This window comes from Zoogloea sp. GW822-FHT05C07 (assembly GCF_058800215.1).
The window spans coordinates 4,683,240-4,701,868 of record NZ_CM179510.1; the positions used below are offsets into that span (position 1 = coordinate 4,683,240).

Sequence of the window (18,629 nt, forward strand, 5' to 3'; positions counted from 1 at the left end):
GACCATGGGCTGGAACAGGAAAGTGCTGCGTGTCGACCTCACTGCCGGCACCTGCAAGGAAGAGCCGCTCAACATGGAGTGGGCCGACGAATACCTCGGCTCCCGCGGGCTGGCCACCAAGTATCTGGTGTCGGAGATCGACCCGAAGGTGGATCCGCTGTCGCCGGACAACAAGATGATCATGTCCACCGGGCCGCTGACCGGCACGATGGCGTCCACCGGCGGGCGCTACACGGTGGTCACCAAGGGGCCGCTGACGGGGGCCGTGGCGTGCTCCAACTCCGGCGGCTTCTTCGGCGCCGAGATGAAGTTCGCCGGCTGGGACATGATCATCTTCGAAGGCCGTTCCCCGAAGCCGGTGTATCTGTACGTCGAGAACGACAAGGCCGAGCTGGTGGATGCCGCCGACCTGTGGGGCAAGAGCTGCTGGGAGACCGAGGAGGCGATCAAGCATCACCACCACGACCCGCTGATCCGCGTGTCGTCCATCGGCCTGGCCGGCGAGAACCAGGTGCTGTTCGCCTGCATCGTCAATGACCTGCACCGGGCGGCGGGGCGCTCCGGCGTCGGCGCGGTGATGGGCTCGAAGAACCTGAAGGCGGTGGCCCTGCGTGGCACCAAGGGCGTGTCCGGCATCAAGGACATGAAGGCCTTCATGAAGATCACCACCGAGAAGAAGAAGATCCTCGCCGACAATGCGGTGACCGGCCAGGGGCTGCCCAAGTACGGCACCCAGGTGTTGATGAACGTGATCAACGAGATTGGCGCACTGCCGACCCGCAACCACAAGGACGTGCAGTTCGAGGACGCCGGCAAGATCTCCGCCGAAGCCATGCACGAGAAGCGGCCCACCGACGGCAAGCCGCAGCTGGTTACCAACGCGGCCTGCTTCGGCTGCACCATCGCCTGCGGGCGCATCGCCGAGATCGACAAGGGCCACTTCACGGTGGTGAACAATCCCAAGTACTGGGGCGCATCCGGCGGTCTGGAGTACGAAGCGGCCTGGGCGCTGGGCGCCGCCAACGGCGTGGGCGACCTGGAGGCGCTGCAGTACGCCAACCTGCTGTGCAACGAGCAGGGCATGGACCCGATCTCCTTCGGCGCGACCATCGGCGCGGTGATGGAGCTCTACGAGATGGGCGTGCTGACCAAGGAGCAGCTCGGCACCGAGGCGCCTTTCGGCTCAGCCGCCGCGCTGGCGAGCCTGGCCGAGATGACCGCCCGTGGCGAGGGCTTCGGCAAGGAAATCGGCGAGGGTTCCCGGCGCTTGTGCGCCAAGTACGGCCACCCGGAGCTGTCGATGACCGTCAAGGGTCAGGAATTCCCGGCCTACGACGCCCGCGGCATCCAGGGCATGGGCCTGGCCTACGCGACGTCCAACCGGGGCGCCTGCCACCTGCGCGGCTACACGGTGGCGTCGGAAGTGCTGGGCATCCCGGTCAAGACCGATCCGCTGACCACCGAGGGCAAGCCGGAACTGGTGAAGGCCTTCCAGGACGCGACGGCGGTCTTCGATGCGGCAGGGATCTGCGTGTTCACTTCCTTCGCGTGGACCGTGGCCGATGTGCAGCCGCAGATCGAAGCCGCCTGCGAAGGCGACTGGTCGATGGACAAGCTCAACGCGATGGGCGAACGGATCTGGAACATGGAGCGCCTGTTCAACAACGCGGCGGGCCTGACCAGCAAGGACGACAACCTGCCGCCGCGCCTGACCACCGAACCGGCCAAGACTGGTCCGGCCAAGGGCCTGGTGAACGGCCTCGCGACGATGCTGCCGGAGTACTACAAGCTGCGCGGGTGGACGCCGGACGGGGTGCCGACCGCCGAAACCCTGGAGCGCCTGGGGCTCTGAAGAGCGGGATGGCGGGACAGGTGTCCCGCCATTCTTCTTCAGCTTCCTGTTTCCTGCGCCGATGCGCCCTTGCGGCCGTGTCGGCGCGATCCTGATCCGAGGATTTCCCGATGAAACACCTCATCCTGGGCAACGGGCCGGCGGGCGTGGTGGCCGTCGAAGCCTTGCGCCGTGCTGCGCCGCGCGACGAGATCGTGATGGTCGGCTGCGAGAGCGAGCCGTCCTATTCGCGGATGGCGATTCCCTACCTGCTGGAAGGCAACATCGACGAGTCCGGCACCTGGCTGCGCAAGACGCCGGATCATTTCGACAAGCTCGGCGTGCGCCAGCTCAATGCCCGGGCGGTGGCGCTGGATACCGTGCAACAGCGCGTGCTGTTCGCCGACGGCCATTTCGAGAATTACGACCGCCTGCTGGTGGCGACCGGCTCCCACCCGGTGCGCCCGCCGATCCCCGGCGTGGACCTGCCGGAGGTGCAGACCTGCTGGACGCTGGCCGATGCGCGGGCCATCGCTGCCCACGCCAAGCCCGGCGCGCGGGTGATCCAGCTCGGTGCCGGCTTCATCGGCTGCATCATCATGGAGGCGTTGGCCAAGCGCGGCGTCGAGCTGACCGTCGTCGAGATGGGCGACCGCATGGTGCCGCGCATGATGACGCCCAAGGCCGGCGGCATGATCAAGCGCTGGGTGCAGGAGAAGGGAATCCGCGTCGTTACGTCGGCGGGGGTTGAGCGTATCGAACGTGGCGATGCCGGCTGTGCGCCGCTGACGGTCAAGCTGTCCACCGGCGACCTGCTGCCCTGCGACCTGTTGATCGTCGCGGCCGGCGTGGCGCCCAACATCGCCTTCCTGGATGCGACGCCGGTGCACGTGGCCAAGGGCGTGCTGGTGGATGCGCGCATGGAGACCTCGGTGCCGGGCATCTTCGCCGCCGGCGACGTGGCCGAGGCACCGGACCTGTTCACCGGCGCCCATCTGGTGTCGGCCATCCAGCCCAACGCGGCCGACCAGGCCCGCGTGGCGGCGATCAACATGGCCGGCGGCAATTCGCGCATGCCCGGCGTGCTGGCGATCAACGTGCTGGACACCCTCGGGCTGATCTCCACGTCCTTCGGGCAATGGTGGGGCGAGCCGGACGGGCAGGGTGTCGAGCATGTGGACGAGGCGGCCTACCGTTACCTCAGCCTGCAGTTCAAGGACGACGTGCTGATCGGCGCCACCTCCATCGGCATGACCCAGCATGTGGGCGCGCTGCGCGGGCTGATCCAGGGCAAGCTCAAACTCGGCCCGTGGAAGGATGTGCTGCTGCACGCGCCGCAACGCTTCTTCGAGGCCTACCTGGCGGCAACGCAGCCGGATTCGGTGGCGCGACATCACCCGGTGGCCGCCTTCGCATGAGAGTCGTCTTCAAGCTGTTCGCGTCGCTGTCCGACTACCTGCCGGCCGAGCGGCGCGGCAACCGCATCGAGCTCGACGTGCAGCCCGGCACCACGGTCGGCGACCTGATCGCGCGCTACCAGCTGCCGGAGAAGAGCGCGCACCTCGTGCTGGTGAACGGCCATTACATCGCGCCCGCCGGGCGCCCAGAACACGCGCTGCAGGAGGGCGACGAACTCGCCATCTGGCCGCCGATTGCCGGAGGCTGATGCTTGCTGCGGGGGGAGGATGTGTGCGCGCCGGGCGGCTTCGTGCGGGAGGTCGGCGCGACGCTGGCAGAGTTCGAACGCGGTCTGCGGCTGGCGCTGCCGGACGGCGTCTGCGCGCTCGAACCGGGTCGGCTGAGTGCCGACGACGGCTGCGCGGTGCTGGAGGTGGAACTCCGCGAGATGCCGGAGCGCTGCATCGGCTTGTTCCGCCTGCCGGTGCTGCATGCGCGCCTGCGCTTCACCGCGGGCGACCGCGCCGCGCGCACGGCGCTGCTGGCCCGCATCGATCTTGCGATGCAGCGTGGCGGCGGCTGAGCCGGTATTTTTTTGCAAATAAGTTCCGCGCATGAACGGACTCACGCAGGCCTTTTCCGATGCCTTTGCCTTGCTAACCGGTTTCGACCAGCGGGTCGCCGGGATCGTGCTGCTGTCCCTGCGGGTCAGCGGCCTGGCGGTGCTGTTCGGCACGCTGCTCGGCCTGCCGCTGGGGGCCTGCCTGGGCGTTGGGCGCTTTCCCGGCCGGACGGCGTTGGTGGTGATCCTCAACGGCTGCATGGGCCTGCCGTCGGTGGTGGTGGGCGTGGTGGTCTATCTGCTGCTGTCGCGCTCCGGGCCACTGGGCGAGCTGGGCTTGCTGTATTCGCCGACGGCGATGGTCGTCGCCCAGAGCCTGCTGGTGGTGCCGCTGATGGCGGCCATCGCCCGGCAGGTCGTCGAGGATGCCTGGCGTGACTATGAGGAGGAGCTGACGGCGATGCGTTTCGGCTGGTTCGACAGCGTGCGCGTGCTGCTCCACGACTGTCGCCATTCCCTGCTGGTGGCGGTGCTGGCTGGCCTGGGGCGGGCCATGTCCGAGGTGGGGGCGGTGATGATCGTCGGCGGCAACATCGACCGCTCCACCCGCACGATGACCACCGCGATTGCGCTGGAAACCAGCAAGGGCGATCTGCCGCTGGCCATCGCGCTGGGCCTGGTGCTGCTGTCGGTGATCCTGCTGCTCAACGGCCTGGCCCACGCGCTGCGCCAGTGGGCGCTGAGGCGTTACGCATGACGGCGGACGACGTGGCAGAGGTGCCATCCCTGTTTCCGCTGCGCATCCACGAACTTTGCTGGCAGGCCGGCGGACGCCGGGTGCTCGACGGGCTCAGCATGGAGCTGGGCGGCGAAGGCATCACCATCCTGCTCGGCCCCAACGGGGCGGGCAAGAGCGTGTTGCTGCGTACCTTGTGTGGCCTGCTCGAAGCGGACAGCGGCGAGATTCAGTGGGGTGGTGGAAAGCGACCCGAGTTCGGCGTGGCGATGGTTTTCCAGCAACCGAAGATGCTGCGCGATTCGGTGCTTGCCAACGTAGAGCTGGCGTTGCGGCCGCAGCGCGTGCCGGCGGCGGAGCGGCGGCAGCGTGCTCGTGCTGTGCTTGAACGCGTCGGTCTGGCCCATCGGGCCGACGACGGCGCCCGTGGCCTGTCCGGCGGCGAACGTCAGCGCCTGGCGCTGGCGCGGGCCTGGGTGACGCGGCCGCGCCTGCTGCTCCTCGACGAGCCGACCGCCAGCCTCGATCCATCGTCGGTGGACGCCATCGAGCGCATCGTGCGGGAGATCCGTACCGAGGGCACACGCATTCTGATGACCACCCACAACCTAGGGCAAGCCACCCGGCTCGCCGACGACGTGGTGTTCATGGACGCCGGCCGCGTCTGCGAGCACGCGCCGGTCCAGCGTTTCTTCGCCCGCCCGGCCTCCCAGGCCGCGCGGCTCTACATCCAGGGAGAACTACCATGGCGTATGGCGTTTTGAAGTTCCTCAGATCGGCGGTGCTGGGTTTGACGGCGCTGGTTTCGGCGGCCCAGGCCGGCGAGACCATCGTGGTGGCGTCCACCACGTCCACCGAGCAGTCCGGGTTGTTCAATTTCATCCTGCCGATCTTCGAGAAGGAGAGCGGCATCTCCGTGAAGGTGGTGGCCCTGGGCACCGGCCAGGCGCTGGACGTGGGGCGGCGTGGTGATGCGGACGTGGTGCTGGTGCATGATCGGCCGGCCGAAGAGAAGTTCGTCGCCGACGGCTATGGCATCGACCGCCGCAACGTGATGTACAACGATTTCGTGCTGGTCGGTCCGATGGCCGACGCAGCTGGCGTGAAGGGTGCGAAGGATGTGACCGACGCCTTCGTACGTATCGCCCGCAAAGGCGGCCCGTGGGTGTCCCGCGGCGACCGCAGCGGCACCCACGCCGCCGAACTGCGCTTCTGGCAGGCGGCGGGCATCGATCCGAAGGGGCAGGGCTGGTACAAGGAGGCCGGCTCCGGCATGGGTCCGACGTTGAACATGGCGGCCGGCATGGGGGCCTACACGCTGACTGATCGCGGTACCTGGGCCAGCTTCAAGAACCGCCAGGATCTGACCATCCTGTACGCGGGTGATCTCAAGCTCTACAACCCCTACGGCGTGATGCTGGTGAACCCGGCCAGGCATCCGCACGTCAAGAGAGTTGCTGGCGAGAGGTTCATCGCCTGGCTCACGTCGACCGACGGCCGGCGGGCGATCTCGGCCTACCGCATCGGCAACGAGCAGCTGTTCTACCCATTGTCGAAGTGAGGAACGCGCGGATGGGGTGAAGGAATCCGCCCCTGTCTGCAGGAGATCCGGAACAAGCCCGGGCCGGTGCGGTGCCTGCCAGGCCCCGCGCCGGCGTCCGGCTTATTCCGCCCGCGGCTGCGTCAGGACCGCGTGGCCGTGCTCCAGGCGCTCCACCTGGGCCAGCGTCGATACCGGCACGCCCAGCGCCTCGATGTGCTCGCGGCCTTGCTTGAAGCGCTTCTCCACCACGAAACCGGCACCCAGCACCTCGGCGCCGGCTTCCCGCACCATGTCGATCAGCGCGGTGGCGGTGCGGCCGTTGGCGAGGAAGTCGTCCACGATGACGACCCGCTGGCCGGCCTTGATGTAGCGCTGGGAGATCACCAGCCGGGTGTGGCCGCCCTTGGTCGGCGACGGGATGATCCGCGAGATCGCCGGCGCTTCCACCTGCGGCGAATACTTCTTGGCATACACCAGCGGCACGCTGAGGGTCTGGGCGACGATCAGTGCCGGCGCGATGCCGCTCGCCTCGGCGGTGAGGATCACGTTGGGCTGGAAGAAGGACAGGCGCCGCGCCAGTTCATGGGCCAGCTCGAAGATGAAGGCCGGCTCGATGCGGTGGTTCAGGAAGTGGTCGATGCGCAGGATCTGGCCGTTCTCGACGGTGGCTTCCTTTTCGATGCGATGGACCAGCGGGGCGTAAGGGGCGGTGAGATCGAGATGGGGACTCATGGTGTGGCTCGGTTTGCGTAGCGCCGGCGGTCGGATGGCCGCCTGCACGACGAGTTTATCAATTGGACTTTGCTGAGCCTGTGGCAGTTTCCGCAAGGCGTTGCAGGTGGCCGCGCACCAGCGCGATGTGCTCGCGCAGGGTGTACAGCTCGGTGCTGAAGGCCAGCGGCAGCTTGCGGTGCAGCGCGCGCTGCTCGATGCGGTCGACGCGCAGGATGAAGGCGTCGATGGTGTCCGCGTCGTGGGCGGCGGCGGGGGTCTGGTCGAGTTCGTTCTCCAGGTATTTCAGCTCCCCGTACCAGCGGTAGATGCGGGAACGGATGCGCCAGTTGTAGATGCCCGGCAGCACCTTGGAGAGAGGAATCACCACCGCCACCAGCGGCAGCAGCATGACGATCAGGCGGTCGATCAGCACCGCCAGCCAGAACGGCAGGTAGCGCTGTAGCAAGGGTGGGCCGCTGTCGTAGAACCGGCGCGCCGACGGGTGCAGCGGTAGCGCGTGGTCTTGCGGTGCCGGGAAGGCGCCGGCCGCCTGCAGCAGACCCGGCGCGCTGTGGATCTCACGGGCATGCTTGAGGAGCAGGGTGACGATGGCTGGATGGATGTCCGCCTTGACCACTAGGTTGGCGGTGGCGGCGAGCAGGTGGATGTCCTTGGCGGGCCGGTCGTCGGCGATATCGATGGCACCACGGGGCAGGGTGACCGTCAGCAGGTGTGGGAAGTGGCGTACGTAGCCTTCCGCCTGAACGAAGTCGAGCAGCTTGATGCCCTCCGTGTGGAGCAGCGCATCCACCACTGGCGCCTGCGGCGCGCCGACCACGAAGAAGGCATCCACGTCGCCGCGCTTGAGGGCGTCCACCGCCTCCATGCCACCGATGGCCACCAGCGTCGGGTCGTGGGTGACGAAGCCATTGGCCGACAGCAGCTGCAGCGCGAAGAGCTGGGCGCCGCTGCCCTGTACGCCGACGGCGATCTTCTTGCCCTTCAGCTGGGTCAGGCGCTCGTAGTCGTCCTTGCCCCGATAGAAAACCCACACCGGCTCCAGGTACATGCTGCCGAGGGTGGCCAGGTCTTCCGAATCCGGCTCGTTGGCGATGCCGCCCTGCACGAAGCCGGCATCCACGCTGTCGTCGGTCTTCAGGCGCATCAGGTTCTCGACGGCGCCGGTGGACGGCCGCAGCTCAACCTCGATGCCTTCCTGGGCCAGCTTGGCCTTGTAGCGCTCGCCGAAGAACTGGTAGGCGCCGCCGGTGGCGCCGGTGCTGATGACAATCTTCTTCGGCGGCGCCGGCCGCACGAACTGCCAGGCCAGCGCAAAGGCGGCGATGACCAGCGCGATGGCCGGCAGAGCAAGGACGAGGAGGTCGCGACGGCTGCTGGTGGCGGTCAGGCGGCGCATGGGAAGCTCCAGTGACGGCGGGTGGATTCAGGGGGCCGAATGTTACGCCTGTCCGGCGCGCTGCGGCGGCCGGCGGTTTGCCGGAATGCACCGGGAGCGTGCCTTGTTCCGGGATTTTCCCGTTGATGGTGCGCTGCGGCATGGGGTGCCGTTTTGCGCGTATTCGTAAGCCCATGATTCTTATGAAAAGGCGGTGCGCGATTTAACTGGCATACATGCTGCTAACTTGGATTCTGTCTTGTATCCAAGTTTGGGTGCTAACCGTGAATGCCAGCCTGCCACGTGTATTGACCATCGATTCCCTGCTCGAAGGCTACCGGAGCGGGCGTTTCCTTCCAGGCGGCCTGGTGCGTGCGCTGCTGGCCCGCATCGCCGCCGCCGACGATCCGGCGGTGTGGATCAGCGTGGCGTCCCACGCCGATCTGCGCGAGCGGCTGGCGGAAATGGATGCCAGCCTGCTGGCCGATCCGGTGGCAGCCTTGGCCCGCCGGCCGCTGCTCGGCGTGCCCTTCGCGGTGAAGGACAACATCGACGTGGCAGGCTTCAGGACGACCGCCGCCTGCCGCGAATTCGCCTACCAGGCGGAGCAGTCCGCCGACGCGGTGCGGCACCTGGAAGAGGCCGGCGCCATCGCGCTAGGCAAGACCAACCTCGACCAGTTCGCCACCGGCCTGGTTGGCACCCGCTCGCCCTACGGCGCGGTGTGCAATCCCTTCCACCCGGACTACATCTCCGGCGGTTCCAGTTCCGGTTCGGCGGCGGCGACCGCGCTCGGGCACGTGGCTTTTGCCCTCGGCACCGACACGGCCGGGTCGGGCCGCGTGCCGGCGGGCTTCTGCAACCTGGTCGGGCTCAAGCCGACGCCGGGCCTGATCGGCACCGGCGGCGTGGTGCCGGCCTGCCGCAGCCTGGACTGTGTGTCGATCTTCGCCCACACCGTCGCCGATGCCTGGCAGGTGCTGGCGGTCACCGCGGATGGGGCGGTTCCCGCTCGTGGGCTCAAGCCCCGCGGCATCGTCGTGGGGGTGCCGAGTGGGTTGCAAGGCGAACTCGACGCGCAGGCCCGCAAGGCCTTCGACACGGCCCTCGCCGCGGTTCAGGGCCTGCCTGGCGTGAACCTTGTTGATGTGGACCTGGCGCCTTTCCACGCGGTCGCGGCGCTGCTCTACGACGGGCCGTGGGTCGCCGAGCGGCGGGCCGCGCTGGGCAGCTTTCTCGATACGTCGCACGCCAGCGTCGACCCGGTGGTGGCCGCGATCATCGGTCGCGCCGACATCCAGTCCGCCGCCGACGCCTTCCGTGGCCGCTACCGCCTGGAAGAACTGGCGCCGGCCTGTCACCGGGTCTTCGAGCAGGTGGACGTGCTGCTGGTGCCGACTGCACCGGCCCACTTCACGCGGCGCGAGATCGCCCGGCAGCCCATCGAGCGCAACGCCTGGCTGGGGCGCTACACCAACTTCGTCAATCTCCTCGGTCTGTCGGCGCTGGCTGTGCCGGGGCCGTTCCGCAGTGATGGCCTGCCGGCCGGTGTGACCCTGATCGGCCCGTCTGGTGCCGATCATCTGCTGGCGGAAACCGCGCGCGGCTGGGAAGGCGTCCTGCACCGGCGGCTCGGCCTGACCACCGCTGAACCGCCGCGCCACGCGCAGCCGCTGCCGGCCCTGCCGCCGCGGGAGGCCACCGTGCAGGTGGCAGTGGTCGGCGCCCACCTGAGCGGTCTGCCGCTCAACTGGCAGCTCCTCGAACGGGCCGCCCGTCTGGTGGAGACTACGCGCACCGCGCCGCTCTACCGCCTGCACGCCTTGTCCGGCACCGTGCCGCCCAAGCCCGGGCTCGAACGGGTGAGCGGCGAGGGATACGCCATCGAGGTGGAAGTGTGGGAGATGCCGCTGCGCCTGTTCGGCAGCTTCGTCGCCGAGATTCCGCCGCCGCTGGGCATCGGCACGCTGATCCTGGCCGATGGCCGGCAGGTGAAGGGCTTCATCTGCGAGGGCGCCGCGCTGGCTGGCGCCCAGGATATTTCCGCCAGCGGTGGCTGGCGCACGCATCTGCGCGCCGCGGCGCCGCTTTCCGACCCGACCTTGTCCTGAACCCCAAACGAAAGAGAGAACAACCATGGCTCAAACCCGTTTCTCCGCCGGTCGTCGCGACATCCTCCGCATTCTCGGCACCGGTGCCGCCGCCAGCGCCTTGCCCTTCGGCATCGGCCTGGCCGGCGCGGCCGACAAGCTGGTGGTCGGCGTGATCTACGTCGGCCCGCGGGACGACTTCGGCTACAACCAGGCCCAGGCCCAGGCGGTGGCGGCGCTCAAGAAGATGCCGGGCGTGAAGGTGGTGGAGGAAGAGAAGGTGCCGGAGACGGTGGCCGTGCAGAAGACCATGGAGGCGATGATCAACCAGGACAAGGCCACGTTGATCTTTGCCACCTCCTTCGGTTACTTCGACCCCCACGTGCTGAAGATGGCCGAGAAATACCCGAACGTGCGCTTCGCCCACTGCGGCGGCCTGTGGACGGCGGGCAAGCACCCGAAGAACGTCGGCAGCTTTTTCGGCTACATCGACGAATGCCAGTACCTGGACGGCATCGCCGCGGCCTCGGCGAGCAAGAGCAAGAAGCTCGGCTTCATCGCCGCCAAGCCGATTCCGCAGGTGTTGCGCAACATCAACGCCTTCCTGCTCGGCGCGCGCTCGGTGGACCCGAAGGCGACGGTTAAGGTGATCTTCACCGGCGACTGGTCGCTGCCGGTCAAGGAGGCCGAGGCCGCCAACAGCCTCATCGACCAGGGCGTGGACGTGCTGACCTGTCACGTGGACAGCCCCAAGGTCATCGTCGAGACCGCCGAGCGCCGTGGCGTGTACAGCTGCGGCTACCACGCCAGCCAGGCCAAGCTGGCGCCGAAGGGCTACCTGACCGGCGCGGAGTGGGACTGGCAGACGCCGTATACGCAGATCGTCAAGGCGACCCTCGACGGCAAGCCGATGGTCAATTTCCTGCGCGGCGGGTTGAAGGACGGTTTCGTCAAGCCGTCGCCCTTCGGGCCGGCGGTGTCGGCCGAGGCGAAGAAGAAGTCCGAGGCGGTCAAGGCGGCGATGTTGAAGGGCGACTTCCCGATCTTCAAGGGGCCGTTGCTGGACAACACCGGCAAGACGGTGATCGCCGCCGGCAAGGTGCTCGGCCAGCAGGATCCCTTGCTGGAGAGCATGAACTACCTGGTTGACGGCGTGATCGGGCAGGTCTGAGCCATGGAGGCCGCCATGAACCGGGCCATGCGCGCCGTCGCGCCGCTGGCGCCCTTCACCGCCGCGGCGCTGGCTGCCGCACTGCTGTTCGCAGCCTTCCTGGCGGCCCAGGGCTTCGAGGCGTCGGAGGCGCTGGGGCTGGTGGTGGAGGGTGCCTTCGGTTCTGCCTTCGCGTGGCAGAACACGCTGGCCCGCGCCGCGCCACTGATGCTCACGGCCCTGTGCGTGGCGCTGCCGGCCCGCGCCGGGCTGGTGATCATCGGCGGGGAAGGGGCGTTGGCGCTGGGCGCGCTGGCGGCGGCGATGGTGCCGTCCCTGACCGCCGGCTGGCCAGCCCTGCCGGTGCAGCTGCTGATGGCGCTGGCGGGTTTCGTGGCTGGTGGGGCGTGGATCGCCGCGTCGGCATGGCTCCGCCACGTGCGCGGCATCAACGAGACCATTTCCAGTCTGTTGCTCTCCTACATCGGCATCGCGCTGTTCAATTTCCTGGTCGAAGGCGTCTTGCGCGATCCGGCCAGCCTCAACAAGCCTTCCACGCCGCCGCTGCCCGACGCGGTGCTGATCGGTCCGCTGCCGGGGCTGGAAGTGCATTGGGGTCTGGTGTGGGGCGTGCTGGCCTGCGCGGCGGCGTGGTTCCTGTTGCGGCGTACGGTGTTCGGCTTCTCGGTCGGCGTCGTCGGCGGTAACCCGCGGGCGGCGCTGATGGCCGGCTTGCCGGTCGGCACGCTGCTGCTCGCGGCCTGTTTCCTCGGCGGCGGCGCGGCCGGCGTGGCGGGGATGCTGGAGGTGGCGGCGGTGCACGGCAGCGCCAACGCCTCGCTGCTCGCGGGCTACGGCTACGCCGGCATCCTCGTGTCCTTTGCGGCCCGCCACAACCCGCTGGGCATCGTCGCCGGGGCCATCCTGGTGGGCGGCATCGGTGCATCCGGCAGCATGCTGCAGCGGCGCCTGGATCTACCAGACGCCGCCGTGCTGGTGTTGCAGGGCGCGCTGTTCGTGGCCCTGCTGGCCTTCGAAACCCTCAATCGGAAAGGAGTCCGCCGTGTCTGAAACCACTGACGGCCTGGCCTTCGGCAGTCTGGTGCTGGCCCTGCTCGGCGGCGCCTTGCGGGTCAGCACCCCCTTCCTGTTCGTGAGCTTGGGGGAATGCATCACCGAGAAATCCGGCCGCATCAACCTGGGCCTGGAAGGCACGCTGGTGCTGGGGGCGATGGGCGGCTACGGCGTCTCGCTGCTCACCGGCTCGCCGTGGCTGGGCGTGCTGGCCGCCGGGCTGTGCGGGGTGCTGATGGGGCTGCTGCACGGTGGCCTGTGCTCCCTGCCGAAGGTGAACGACATCGCCGTCGGCATCGCGCTGATGCTGTTCGGCACCGGGCTGGCCTTCTTCCTCGGCAAGCCGCTGATCCAGCCCCAGGCGCCGATGCTGCCGTCCGTGGAGCTGGGGGCGTGGAGCGACAATGAACAGGTCCGCTCGGCGCTGCGCATCAACGTGCTGCTGCCCGTCGGGCTGGCGCTGGCGGGCCTGCTGCACTGGGCCTTCCGGGCCAGCCGCTGGGGGCTGGCGCTGCGCCTGGTCGGCGACAACGCGGCGGCGGCGCGGGCGCTGGGCTATCCGGTGGTGCCGATCCGCATCGGGGCGACGGCGGCGGGCGGCTTTCTGGCCGGCGTCGGTGGTGCCTTCCTGTCCCTCTACTACCCGGGCAGCTGGAACGAAGGCCTGTCCAGCGGGCAGGGGCTGATGGCGGTGGCGCTGGTCATCTTCGCCCGCTGGAGCCCGCTGCGCTGCGCTCTGGCGGCGCTGCTGTTCGGAGCCGCCGGCGCGCTCGGCCCGGCTTTGCAGTCGCAGGGCATCACGGCCGGCTACTACCTCTTCAACGCGGCGCCCTATGTGCTGACCCTGGCCCTGATGGCGGCCAGCTGGACGCCGGGGCAGACCCTGGCCGGCGCGCCCGGCGAGCTGTCCTTCACCCAGCGCTGAATCCACGACAACCCTGGCAGGAGCTTCAAGCATGACCGCTTTCCACCTCGAAGCCGACCCCTATCCCTGGCCCTGGAACGGCGACCTGACGCCGGCCAACACCGCGCTGATCATCATCGACATGCAGACCGATTTCTGCGGCGTCGGCGGCTACGTGGACAAGATGGGCTACGACCTGTCCCTGACCCGCGCGCCGATCGGGCCGATCAAGGCGGTGCTGGCGTGCCTGCGCAGTCTGGGTTTCTTCATCATCCACACCCGCGAGGGGCACCGTCCTGACCTGGCCGACCTGCCGCCCAACAAGCGCTGGCGCTCCCAGCGCATCGGTGCCGGCATCGGCGATGCCGGGCCCTGCGGGCGCATCCTGGTACGCGGCGAGCCGGGCTGGGAGATCATCCCCGAACTGGCGCCGCTGCCCGGCGAGGTGATCATCGACAAGCCGGGCAAGGGCTCGTTCTACGCCACGGACCTCGAGCTGATCCTGCGCACCCGTGGCATCCGCAACATCATCCTGACCGGCATCACCACCGACGTGTGCGTGCACACCACCATGCGCGACGCCAACGACATGGGCTTCGAGTGCCTGCTGCTGGAGGACTGCTGCGGCGCCACCGATCATGGCAACCACTTGGCGGCGCTCAAGATGATCAAGATGCAGGGCGGGGTGTTCGGCGCGGTGTCGGATTCCAGCACCTTGCTGGCGGCGCTGGAGTAGGGCCATGGATGCGCTCACCCATACCCTGCTGGCAGCCGATGTGCAGGACCGCGGCGCGGCCGTCGAGGCTTACCGGGTCACCAAGCGCTTCGGCGCGCTGACGGCCCTCGACGAGGTGTCCCTCAAGGTGGAGGCCGGCAGCTTCCACTGCCTGCTCGGCGAGAACGGCGCCGGCAAGAGCACGCTGGTGAAATGCCTGGTCGGCTACCACCCGCCGGAGGAAGGCAGCTTCCTGGTGGATGGGCGCGAGCAGGCCATCCGCAGCCCGCGGGATGCCCAGCGCCTGCGCATCGGCATGGTCTACCAGCACTTCACGCTGGCGCCGGGCATGACGGTGGCCGAGAATCTGCTGCTGGCCCGCGGCGACCTGCCGCTGCGCATCGACTGGCGACGGGAGAAGGCAGCGCTGGCGGCCTTTCTGGACAGCACGCCGTTCCGCCTTGATCTGAATGCGCGGGTGGCCGACCTGGCCGCCGGCGAGAAGCAGAAGCTGGAGATCCTCAAGCAGCTCTACCTGGGCCAGCGCCTGCTGATCCTCGACGAGCCGACCTCGGTGCTGACCCCCGCCGAGGCCGACGAGGTGCTTGGCCTGCTCCACGGCATGACGCGGGACGGCCGCCTGACGGTGATGATGATCACCCACAAGTTCCGCGAGGTGAGCGCCTACGGCGACAGCGTTACGGTGCTGCGGCGTGGCAAGCTGGCGGGCGGTGGCAAGGTCGGGGAACTGAGCACCCAGGACATGGCCGAGATGATGGTCGGCAGTGCGGTGTCGGTGGCCACCGCGCCGCGCCGACGGGCCGCCGATGCCGGGCGAACGGCGGGAGACATCCGCCTGGCGGTGGATGGCCTGTGCGCCGACAACGACCGGGGCATGGCGGCGGTGCGGGAGCTGGACATGGTGGTGCGCGCCGGCGAGATCGTCGGCATCGCCGGTGTGGCCGGCAATGGGCAGAAGGAGCTCGTCGAGGTGCTGCTCGGCCAGCGCAGCGTAAGCGGCGGGGCGGTGCGTGTGGATGGCGAAACCTACGGCGCGACGCGGGCCGAGCTGCGCCGCCACGGCATCTTCAGCTTGCCCGAGGAGCCTCTGCGCAATGCCTGCGTTCCCAATATGAGCGTGGCGGAGAACATGGGGCTGCGGGATTTCGACATCGCGCCGTTCTCCGGCGGCTGGCTCAGTCTGCGCTTCCTGCGCCGCGGCGCGCTGACGCGCCGGGCGAAGGAATGGATCGAGGCCTTCGGCGTGCGTCCGCCGGATCCGTCGGCGGCCATCGAGAACCTGTCTGGCGGCAACGTCCAGAGGGCCGTGCTGGCCCGCGAGCTTTCCGGCGCGGTGCGCCTGCTGATCGTCGCCAACCCGGTGTTCGGGCTGGACTTCGCAGCCACCGAGGCGATCCACCGCCGGCTCGACCAGGCCCGCAACGACGGCGCGGCGATCCTGCTGGTCAGCGAAGACCTGGACGAGCTGCTGGAGCTGTCCGACCGCATCCTGGTGATGTCGGAAGGGCGCATCGCCCATCAGGCGCTGGCCGGTTACGTGGATGTGGCGGAGGTCGGCCGCCACATGGCGGGCGGTGCCGGGCATGGGGCGGGGCACTGAGGAGATGAGCGCCATGATCCGCGTCGACGCACAGCCTTACGGCTTCACCTTCGCGCCGGCCAGCACGGCGCTGATCGTCATCGACATGCAGCGCGACTTCATCGAGCCGGGTGGCTTCGGCGAAAGCCTGGGCAACGACGTGTCGCGGCTGGCCGCGATCGTTCCGACGGTGGCCGCGTTGCTCGATACCTGCCGCCGCCACGGCATCGCCGTGATCCACACCCGCGAGGCCCATCGACCGGATCTTTCCGACTGTCCGCCGGCCAAGCTCAATCGCGGCGACGCGGCGCTGCGCATCGGTGACACGGGGCCGATGGGGCGCATCCTGGTGGCCGGCGAGCCGGGCAATGACATCCTTCCGGCGGTGGCGCCGCTGCCTGGCGAGATCGTCATCGACAAGCCGGGGAAGGGCGCCTTCTACGCCACCGCCTTGGGCGAGATCCTGCGGCTGAAGGGGATCACCCATCTGCTGTTCGCCGGGGTGACCACCGAAGTCTGCGTGCAGACGACGATGCGTGAGGCCAACGACCGGGGCTACGACTGCCTGCTGGTCGAAGACGCCACCGCGAGCTACTTTCCGGCCTTCAAGGCCGCCGCCATCGACATGATCGTCGCCCAGGGCGGCATCGTCGGCTGGAGCGCCCCGCTGGCCGCGCTGACGGCCGCCCTCGAACCCTCGAAAGCGAATCCATGAGCGCAACCGCCATCAATCTTCCCCATGTGGTCGCCGAACTGGCCGCCGTCTTCGAGCGCTACGAGGCCGCGCTGATCGCCAACGACGTGGCGGTGCTCAACGCGCTTTTCTGGGACAATCCGCTCACTGTGCGCTTCGGCATCGCCGAGATCCATTACGGCGCCGATGCCATCCGCAAGTATCGGGAGCACTTCGTTCCCCCAGCCAACATGCCGCGACAACTGCGCAACCTGGTGATCACCACCTTCGACGAGCACTTCGCCACTGCCGACGTGGAGTTCCTGCGGGACGGCGATCCGGTCGGCCGCCAGAGCCAGACCTGGGTGCGTTTCCCGGAAGGCTGGCGGGTCGTCTCGGCCCACGTGAGCATGCTGAGCTGAGCCCATGGGCAACACCGGTCGAACCAAGGAAAACGCCCTCGCCAACCGGATCTACGAGCAACTGAAGGACGAGATCTTCTCCTTCCACCTGTTGCCGGGGGACCGCTTCACCGAGACCCAGGTGGCCGAGCGCTACGGGGTGTCGCGCACGCCGGTGCGTGGTGCGCTGTACCGCCTGGAGCGGGAGGGTTTCCTGCAGGTATATTTCCGCAGCGGCTGGTCCGTGCGCAGCATCGACTTCGAGCGCCTGGACCAGCTCTACGACCTGCGCGTCGTGCTCGAGGAGGCGGCGGTGAGCCGCATCTGCGAAGCGCCGCAGACCGTGGACCTGATGGCGCTGACCGATGTGTGGCTGGTGGACCCGGCGGAGCGCCTCACCGACGGCAACCGCGTCGCCGCGCTGGACGAAGCCTTCCACCAGGGCCTGGTGCTGGCAACCGGCAACCGGGAAATGGCCGCCGTGCACCAGGACGTGACCGAGAAGATTCGCATCGTGCGCCGCCTGGACTTCACCAATCCGGCGCGCATCCAGGCGACCTACGACGAGCACGCGCAGCTGCTGCGCCTGCTGATCCAGCGTAAGGCGGCGCAGGCGAGCATCCTGCTGCGCTCCCACATCGAGGCCAGCAAGGCCGAGGTGCGCAAGATCACGCTGCACAACCTGCACGCGGCGCGGCAGCAGAATCTTGCGCAGGGGCCGATCACCACAGCGGCGGCGGAGCAGGGCGCCGGAGACTGACCGGACAGCTGCCTTTTCTCCGCCAAGGGCTTGAAAAACCTCGGATCGGCTCGCCGATTCGCCGTAGAATCGCGCCCTTCGACCGTGAGCGGTGTGTGTGGATTAGATGGGAAGACTGTTGCTTGCGCCCATGGAGGGGCTGGCCGATTACCTGCTACGCGACGTGCTGACCAAAGTGGGCGGCTACGACGGCGCGGTGACGGAGTTCGTCCGCGTCTCCGGCAGCCTGCTCCCCCATCGCACCTATCGCCGCATCAGCCCCGAGATCGACAACGGCGGGCGCACGTCCGATGGCACGCCGGTGATAGTCCAGCTGCTCGGCAGCGATCCGGCCGCGCTGGCCGAGAACGCCGAGCGGCTGTGCGAGCTGTCGCCGCCGGGCGTCGACCTCAACTTCGGCTGCCCGGCCAAGACCGTCAATTCCCATGGCGGCGGCGCCATGCTGCTGGCCGATCCCGAATGCCTGTACCGCATCGCCGGCGCTGTGCGCCGCGCGGTGCCGCGGCACATCCCCTTTACCGCCAAGATGCGCCTCGGCGTGGAGGACACCTCCCTGGCGCTGGACTGCGCCCAGGCGCTGGAGGCCGGCGGCGCCGAAGGCCTGGTGGTGCATGCCCGCACCAAGCGCGACGGCTACCGTCCGCCGGCCCACTGGGAATGGATCGCCCGCATCCGTGACGTGGTGAAGCTGCCGGTGGTGGCCAACGGCGAGGTGTGGAGCGAGGACGACTGGCGGCGCTGCCGTTCGGTGAGCGGTGCGGACGACGTGATGCTCGGCCGCGGCGCGGTGTCCGATCCCTTCCTGGCGCGGCGCATCGCCGCCGGTGCCGACGTGCCGGCCGACCGGGAGGCGGAGTGGAGCGAGCTGCTGCACCTCATCGGCGACTTCTGGGAGCGCGTGCAGCTGAAGGTCGAGCCGCGCCACGCGCCGGGCCGCCTGAAACAATGGATCAACATGCTGCGGCGTAATTTCCCGGCCGCCGAACTTCTCTACCAGGACCTGCGCGCCCAGCCTGAGTGCCGGGCCATCGACTACGTCCTGCGCCGCCATGGCGTGCCGCTGCTGCAGGCCGCCGCCTGAC

Annotated in this window: 19 protein-coding genes; 17 read left to right on the forward strand and 2 right to left on the reverse strand. The window is 68.7% G+C overall.

Annotated features, from left to right (window positions below):
* Positions 1-4: 4 nt before the first annotated feature.
* From AC3QL2_RS21590 to AC3QL2_RS21620, 7 genes are all read left to right on the forward strand, one after another.
* Entirely contained in the window at positions 5-1,852 is a 1,848-nt protein-coding gene (locus AC3QL2_RS21590; RefSeq protein WP_493232374.1) for an aldehyde ferredoxin oxidoreductase family protein, read from the forward strand.
* A gap of 110 nt (positions 1,853-1,962) precedes the next feature.
* A complete protein-coding gene (locus AC3QL2_RS21595) occupies positions 1,963-3,249 on the forward strand; it encodes an NAD(P)/FAD-dependent oxidoreductase (protein ID WP_493232375.1) in 1,287 nt (428 codons plus the stop codon).
* Positions 3,246-3,497: a MoaD/ThiS family protein gene (locus tag AC3QL2_RS21600; RefSeq protein WP_493232376.1), complete on the forward strand. Its 252-nt coding sequence runs from the start codon at positions 3,246-3,248 to the stop codon at positions 3,495-3,497. Before AC3QL2_RS21595 ends, AC3QL2_RS21600 begins: the two co-directional genes overlap by 4 nt.
* A 3-nt stretch (positions 3,498-3,500) precedes the next feature.
* The gene (locus AC3QL2_RS21605) at positions 3,501-3,812 is read left to right on the forward strand and encodes a hypothetical protein (RefSeq protein WP_493232377.1); all 312 of its coding nucleotides are present in this window, start codon (positions 3,501-3,503) and stop codon (positions 3,810-3,812) included.
* A gap of 31 nt (positions 3,813-3,843) precedes the next feature.
* Complete coding sequence (locus tag AC3QL2_RS21610) at positions 3,844-4,548, forward strand: ABC transporter permease (RefSeq protein ID WP_493232378.1); 705 nt, start codon at positions 3,844-3,846, stop codon at positions 4,546-4,548.
* Positions 4,545-5,291: an ATP-binding cassette domain-containing protein gene (locus tag AC3QL2_RS21615; protein WP_493232379.1), complete on the forward strand. Its 747-nt coding sequence runs from the start codon at positions 4,545-4,547 to the stop codon at positions 5,289-5,291. The genes AC3QL2_RS21610 and AC3QL2_RS21615 overlap by 4 nt, the downstream gene beginning before the upstream one ends.
* Complete coding sequence (locus AC3QL2_RS21620) at positions 5,273-6,088, forward strand: ABC transporter substrate-binding protein (RefSeq protein WP_493232380.1); 816 nt, start codon at positions 5,273-5,275, stop codon at positions 6,086-6,088. The genes AC3QL2_RS21615 and AC3QL2_RS21620 overlap by 19 nt, the downstream gene beginning before the upstream one ends.
* A 102-nt stretch (positions 6,089-6,190) precedes the next feature.
* On the opposite strand, the gene AC3QL2_RS21625 is transcribed toward AC3QL2_RS21620, so the two are convergent.
* Together AC3QL2_RS21625 and AC3QL2_RS21630 are read right to left on the reverse strand one after the other, a co-directional pair.
* Entirely contained in the window at positions 6,191-6,802 is a 612-nt protein-coding gene (locus AC3QL2_RS21625) for a xanthine phosphoribosyltransferase (protein WP_493232381.1), read from the reverse strand.
* Between the two features lie 58 nt (positions 6,803-6,860).
* On the reverse strand, positions 6,861-8,201 hold the full coding sequence (locus tag AC3QL2_RS21630) for a TAXI family TRAP transporter solute-binding subunit (protein ID WP_493232382.1): 1,341 nt from the start codon (positions 8,199-8,201) through the stop codon (positions 6,861-6,863).
* A gap of 263 nt (positions 8,202-8,464) precedes the next feature.
* On the opposite strand from AC3QL2_RS21630, the gene atzF reads away from it, so the two are divergent.
* The 10 genes from atzF (at position 8,465) to AC3QL2_RS21680 (ending at position 18,628) form a co-directional block, all read left to right on the forward strand.
* The gene (gene atzF / locus AC3QL2_RS21635) at positions 8,465-10,291 is read left to right on the forward strand and encodes an allophanate hydrolase (RefSeq protein ID WP_493232383.1); all 1,827 of its coding nucleotides are present in this window, start codon (positions 8,465-8,467) and stop codon (positions 10,289-10,291) included.
* Positions 10,292-10,316: 25 nt separating this feature from the next.
* Positions 10,317-11,441 carry a BMP family ABC transporter substrate-binding protein gene (locus AC3QL2_RS21640; RefSeq protein ID WP_493232384.1) on the forward strand — a complete coding sequence of 375 codons (1,125 nt, stop codon included), beginning with the start codon at positions 10,317-10,319 and terminating at the stop codon, positions 11,439-11,441.
* 15 nt (positions 11,442-11,456) lie between these two features.
* Positions 11,457-12,491 (forward strand): ABC transporter permease, encoded by a 1,035-nt coding sequence (locus AC3QL2_RS21645; protein ID WP_493232385.1) that lies wholly within the window; start codon positions 11,457-11,459, stop codon positions 12,489-12,491.
* Positions 12,484-13,419 carry an ABC transporter permease gene (locus AC3QL2_RS21650; protein WP_493232386.1) on the forward strand — a complete coding sequence of 312 codons (936 nt, stop codon included), beginning with the start codon at positions 12,484-12,486 and terminating at the stop codon, positions 13,417-13,419. The genes AC3QL2_RS21645 and AC3QL2_RS21650 overlap by 8 nt, the downstream gene beginning before the upstream one ends.
* Before the next feature lie 31 nt (positions 13,420-13,450).
* On the forward strand, positions 13,451-14,134 hold the full coding sequence (biuH, locus tag AC3QL2_RS21655; RefSeq protein WP_493232387.1) for a biuret amidohydrolase: 684 nt from the start codon (positions 13,451-13,453) through the stop codon (positions 14,132-14,134).
* A gap of 4 nt (positions 14,135-14,138) precedes the next feature.
* A complete protein-coding gene (locus AC3QL2_RS21660; RefSeq protein WP_493232388.1) occupies positions 14,139-15,734 on the forward strand; it encodes an ABC transporter ATP-binding protein in 1,596 nt (531 codons plus the stop codon).
* A gap of 13 nt (positions 15,735-15,747) precedes the next feature.
* Entirely contained in the window at positions 15,748-16,428 is a 681-nt protein-coding gene (locus AC3QL2_RS21665) for a cysteine hydrolase family protein (RefSeq protein ID WP_493232389.1), read from the forward strand.
* The gene (hpxZ, locus tag AC3QL2_RS21670; RefSeq protein WP_493232390.1) at positions 16,425-16,808 is read left to right on the forward strand and encodes an oxalurate catabolism protein HpxZ; all 384 of its coding nucleotides are present in this window, start codon (positions 16,425-16,427) and stop codon (positions 16,806-16,808) included. Before AC3QL2_RS21665 ends, hpxZ begins: the two co-directional genes overlap by 4 nt.
* Before the next feature lie 4 nt (positions 16,809-16,812).
* Positions 16,813-17,547 carry a GntR family transcriptional regulator gene (locus AC3QL2_RS21675; protein WP_493232391.1) on the forward strand — a complete coding sequence of 245 codons (735 nt, stop codon included), beginning with the start codon at positions 16,813-16,815 and terminating at the stop codon, positions 17,545-17,547.
* Positions 17,548-17,653: 106 nt separating this feature from the next.
* Complete coding sequence (locus AC3QL2_RS21680; protein ID WP_493232392.1) at positions 17,654-18,628, forward strand: tRNA dihydrouridine synthase; 975 nt, start codon at positions 17,654-17,656, stop codon at positions 18,626-18,628.
* Position 18,629 lies beyond the last annotated feature (1 nt).

What these genes read in the sequence shown, in the direction of transcription:
- AC3QL2_RS21590 (WP_493232374.1), top strand. Translation starts at nt 5, where the DNA reads ATGGGCTGGAACAGGAAAGTGCTGCGTGTCGACCTCACTGCCGGCACC.
- AC3QL2_RS21595 (WP_493232375.1), top strand. Translation starts at nt 1,963, where the DNA reads ATGAAACACCTCATCCTGGGCAACGGGCCGGCGGGCGTGGTGGCCGTC.
- AC3QL2_RS21600 (WP_493232376.1), top strand. Translation starts at nt 3,246, where the DNA reads ATGAGAGTCGTCTTCAAGCTGTTCGCGTCGCTGTCCGACTACCTGCCG.
- AC3QL2_RS21610 (WP_493232378.1), top strand. Translation starts at nt 3,844, where the DNA reads ATGAACGGACTCACGCAGGCCTTTTCCGATGCCTTTGCCTTGCTAACC.
- AC3QL2_RS21615 (WP_493232379.1), top strand. Translation starts at nt 4,545, where the DNA reads ATGACGGCGGACGACGTGGCAGAGGTGCCATCCCTGTTTCCGCTGCGC.
- AC3QL2_RS21620 (WP_493232380.1), top strand. Translation starts at nt 5,273, where the DNA reads ATGGCGTATGGCGTTTTGAAGTTCCTCAGATCGGCGGTGCTGGGTTTG.
- AC3QL2_RS21625 (WP_493232381.1), bottom strand. Translation starts at nt 6,802, where the DNA reads ATGAGTCCCCATCTCGATCTCACCGCCCCTTACGCCCCGCTGGTCCAT.
- AC3QL2_RS21630 (WP_493232382.1), bottom strand. Translation starts at nt 8,201, where the DNA reads ATGCGCCGCCTGACCGCCACCAGCAGCCGTCGCGACCTCCTCGTCCTT.
- AC3QL2_RS21640 (WP_493232384.1), top strand. Translation starts at nt 10,317, where the DNA reads ATGGCTCAAACCCGTTTCTCCGCCGGTCGTCGCGACATCCTCCGCATT.
- AC3QL2_RS21645 (WP_493232385.1), top strand. Translation starts at nt 11,457, where the DNA reads ATGAACCGGGCCATGCGCGCCGTCGCGCCGCTGGCGCCCTTCACCGCC.
- biuH (WP_493232387.1), top strand. Translation starts at nt 13,451, where the DNA reads ATGACCGCTTTCCACCTCGAAGCCGACCCCTATCCCTGGCCCTGGAAC.
- AC3QL2_RS21660 (WP_493232388.1), top strand. Translation starts at nt 14,139, where the DNA reads ATGGATGCGCTCACCCATACCCTGCTGGCAGCCGATGTGCAGGACCGC.
- AC3QL2_RS21665 (WP_493232389.1), top strand. Translation starts at nt 15,748, where the DNA reads ATGATCCGCGTCGACGCACAGCCTTACGGCTTCACCTTCGCGCCGGCC.
- hpxZ (WP_493232390.1), top strand. Translation starts at nt 16,425, where the DNA reads ATGAGCGCAACCGCCATCAATCTTCCCCATGTGGTCGCCGAACTGGCC.
- AC3QL2_RS21675 (WP_493232391.1), top strand. Translation starts at nt 16,813, where the DNA reads ATGGGCAACACCGGTCGAACCAAGGAAAACGCCCTCGCCAACCGGATC.
- AC3QL2_RS21680 (WP_493232392.1), top strand. Translation starts at nt 17,654, where the DNA reads ATGGGAAGACTGTTGCTTGCGCCCATGGAGGGGCTGGCCGATTACCTG.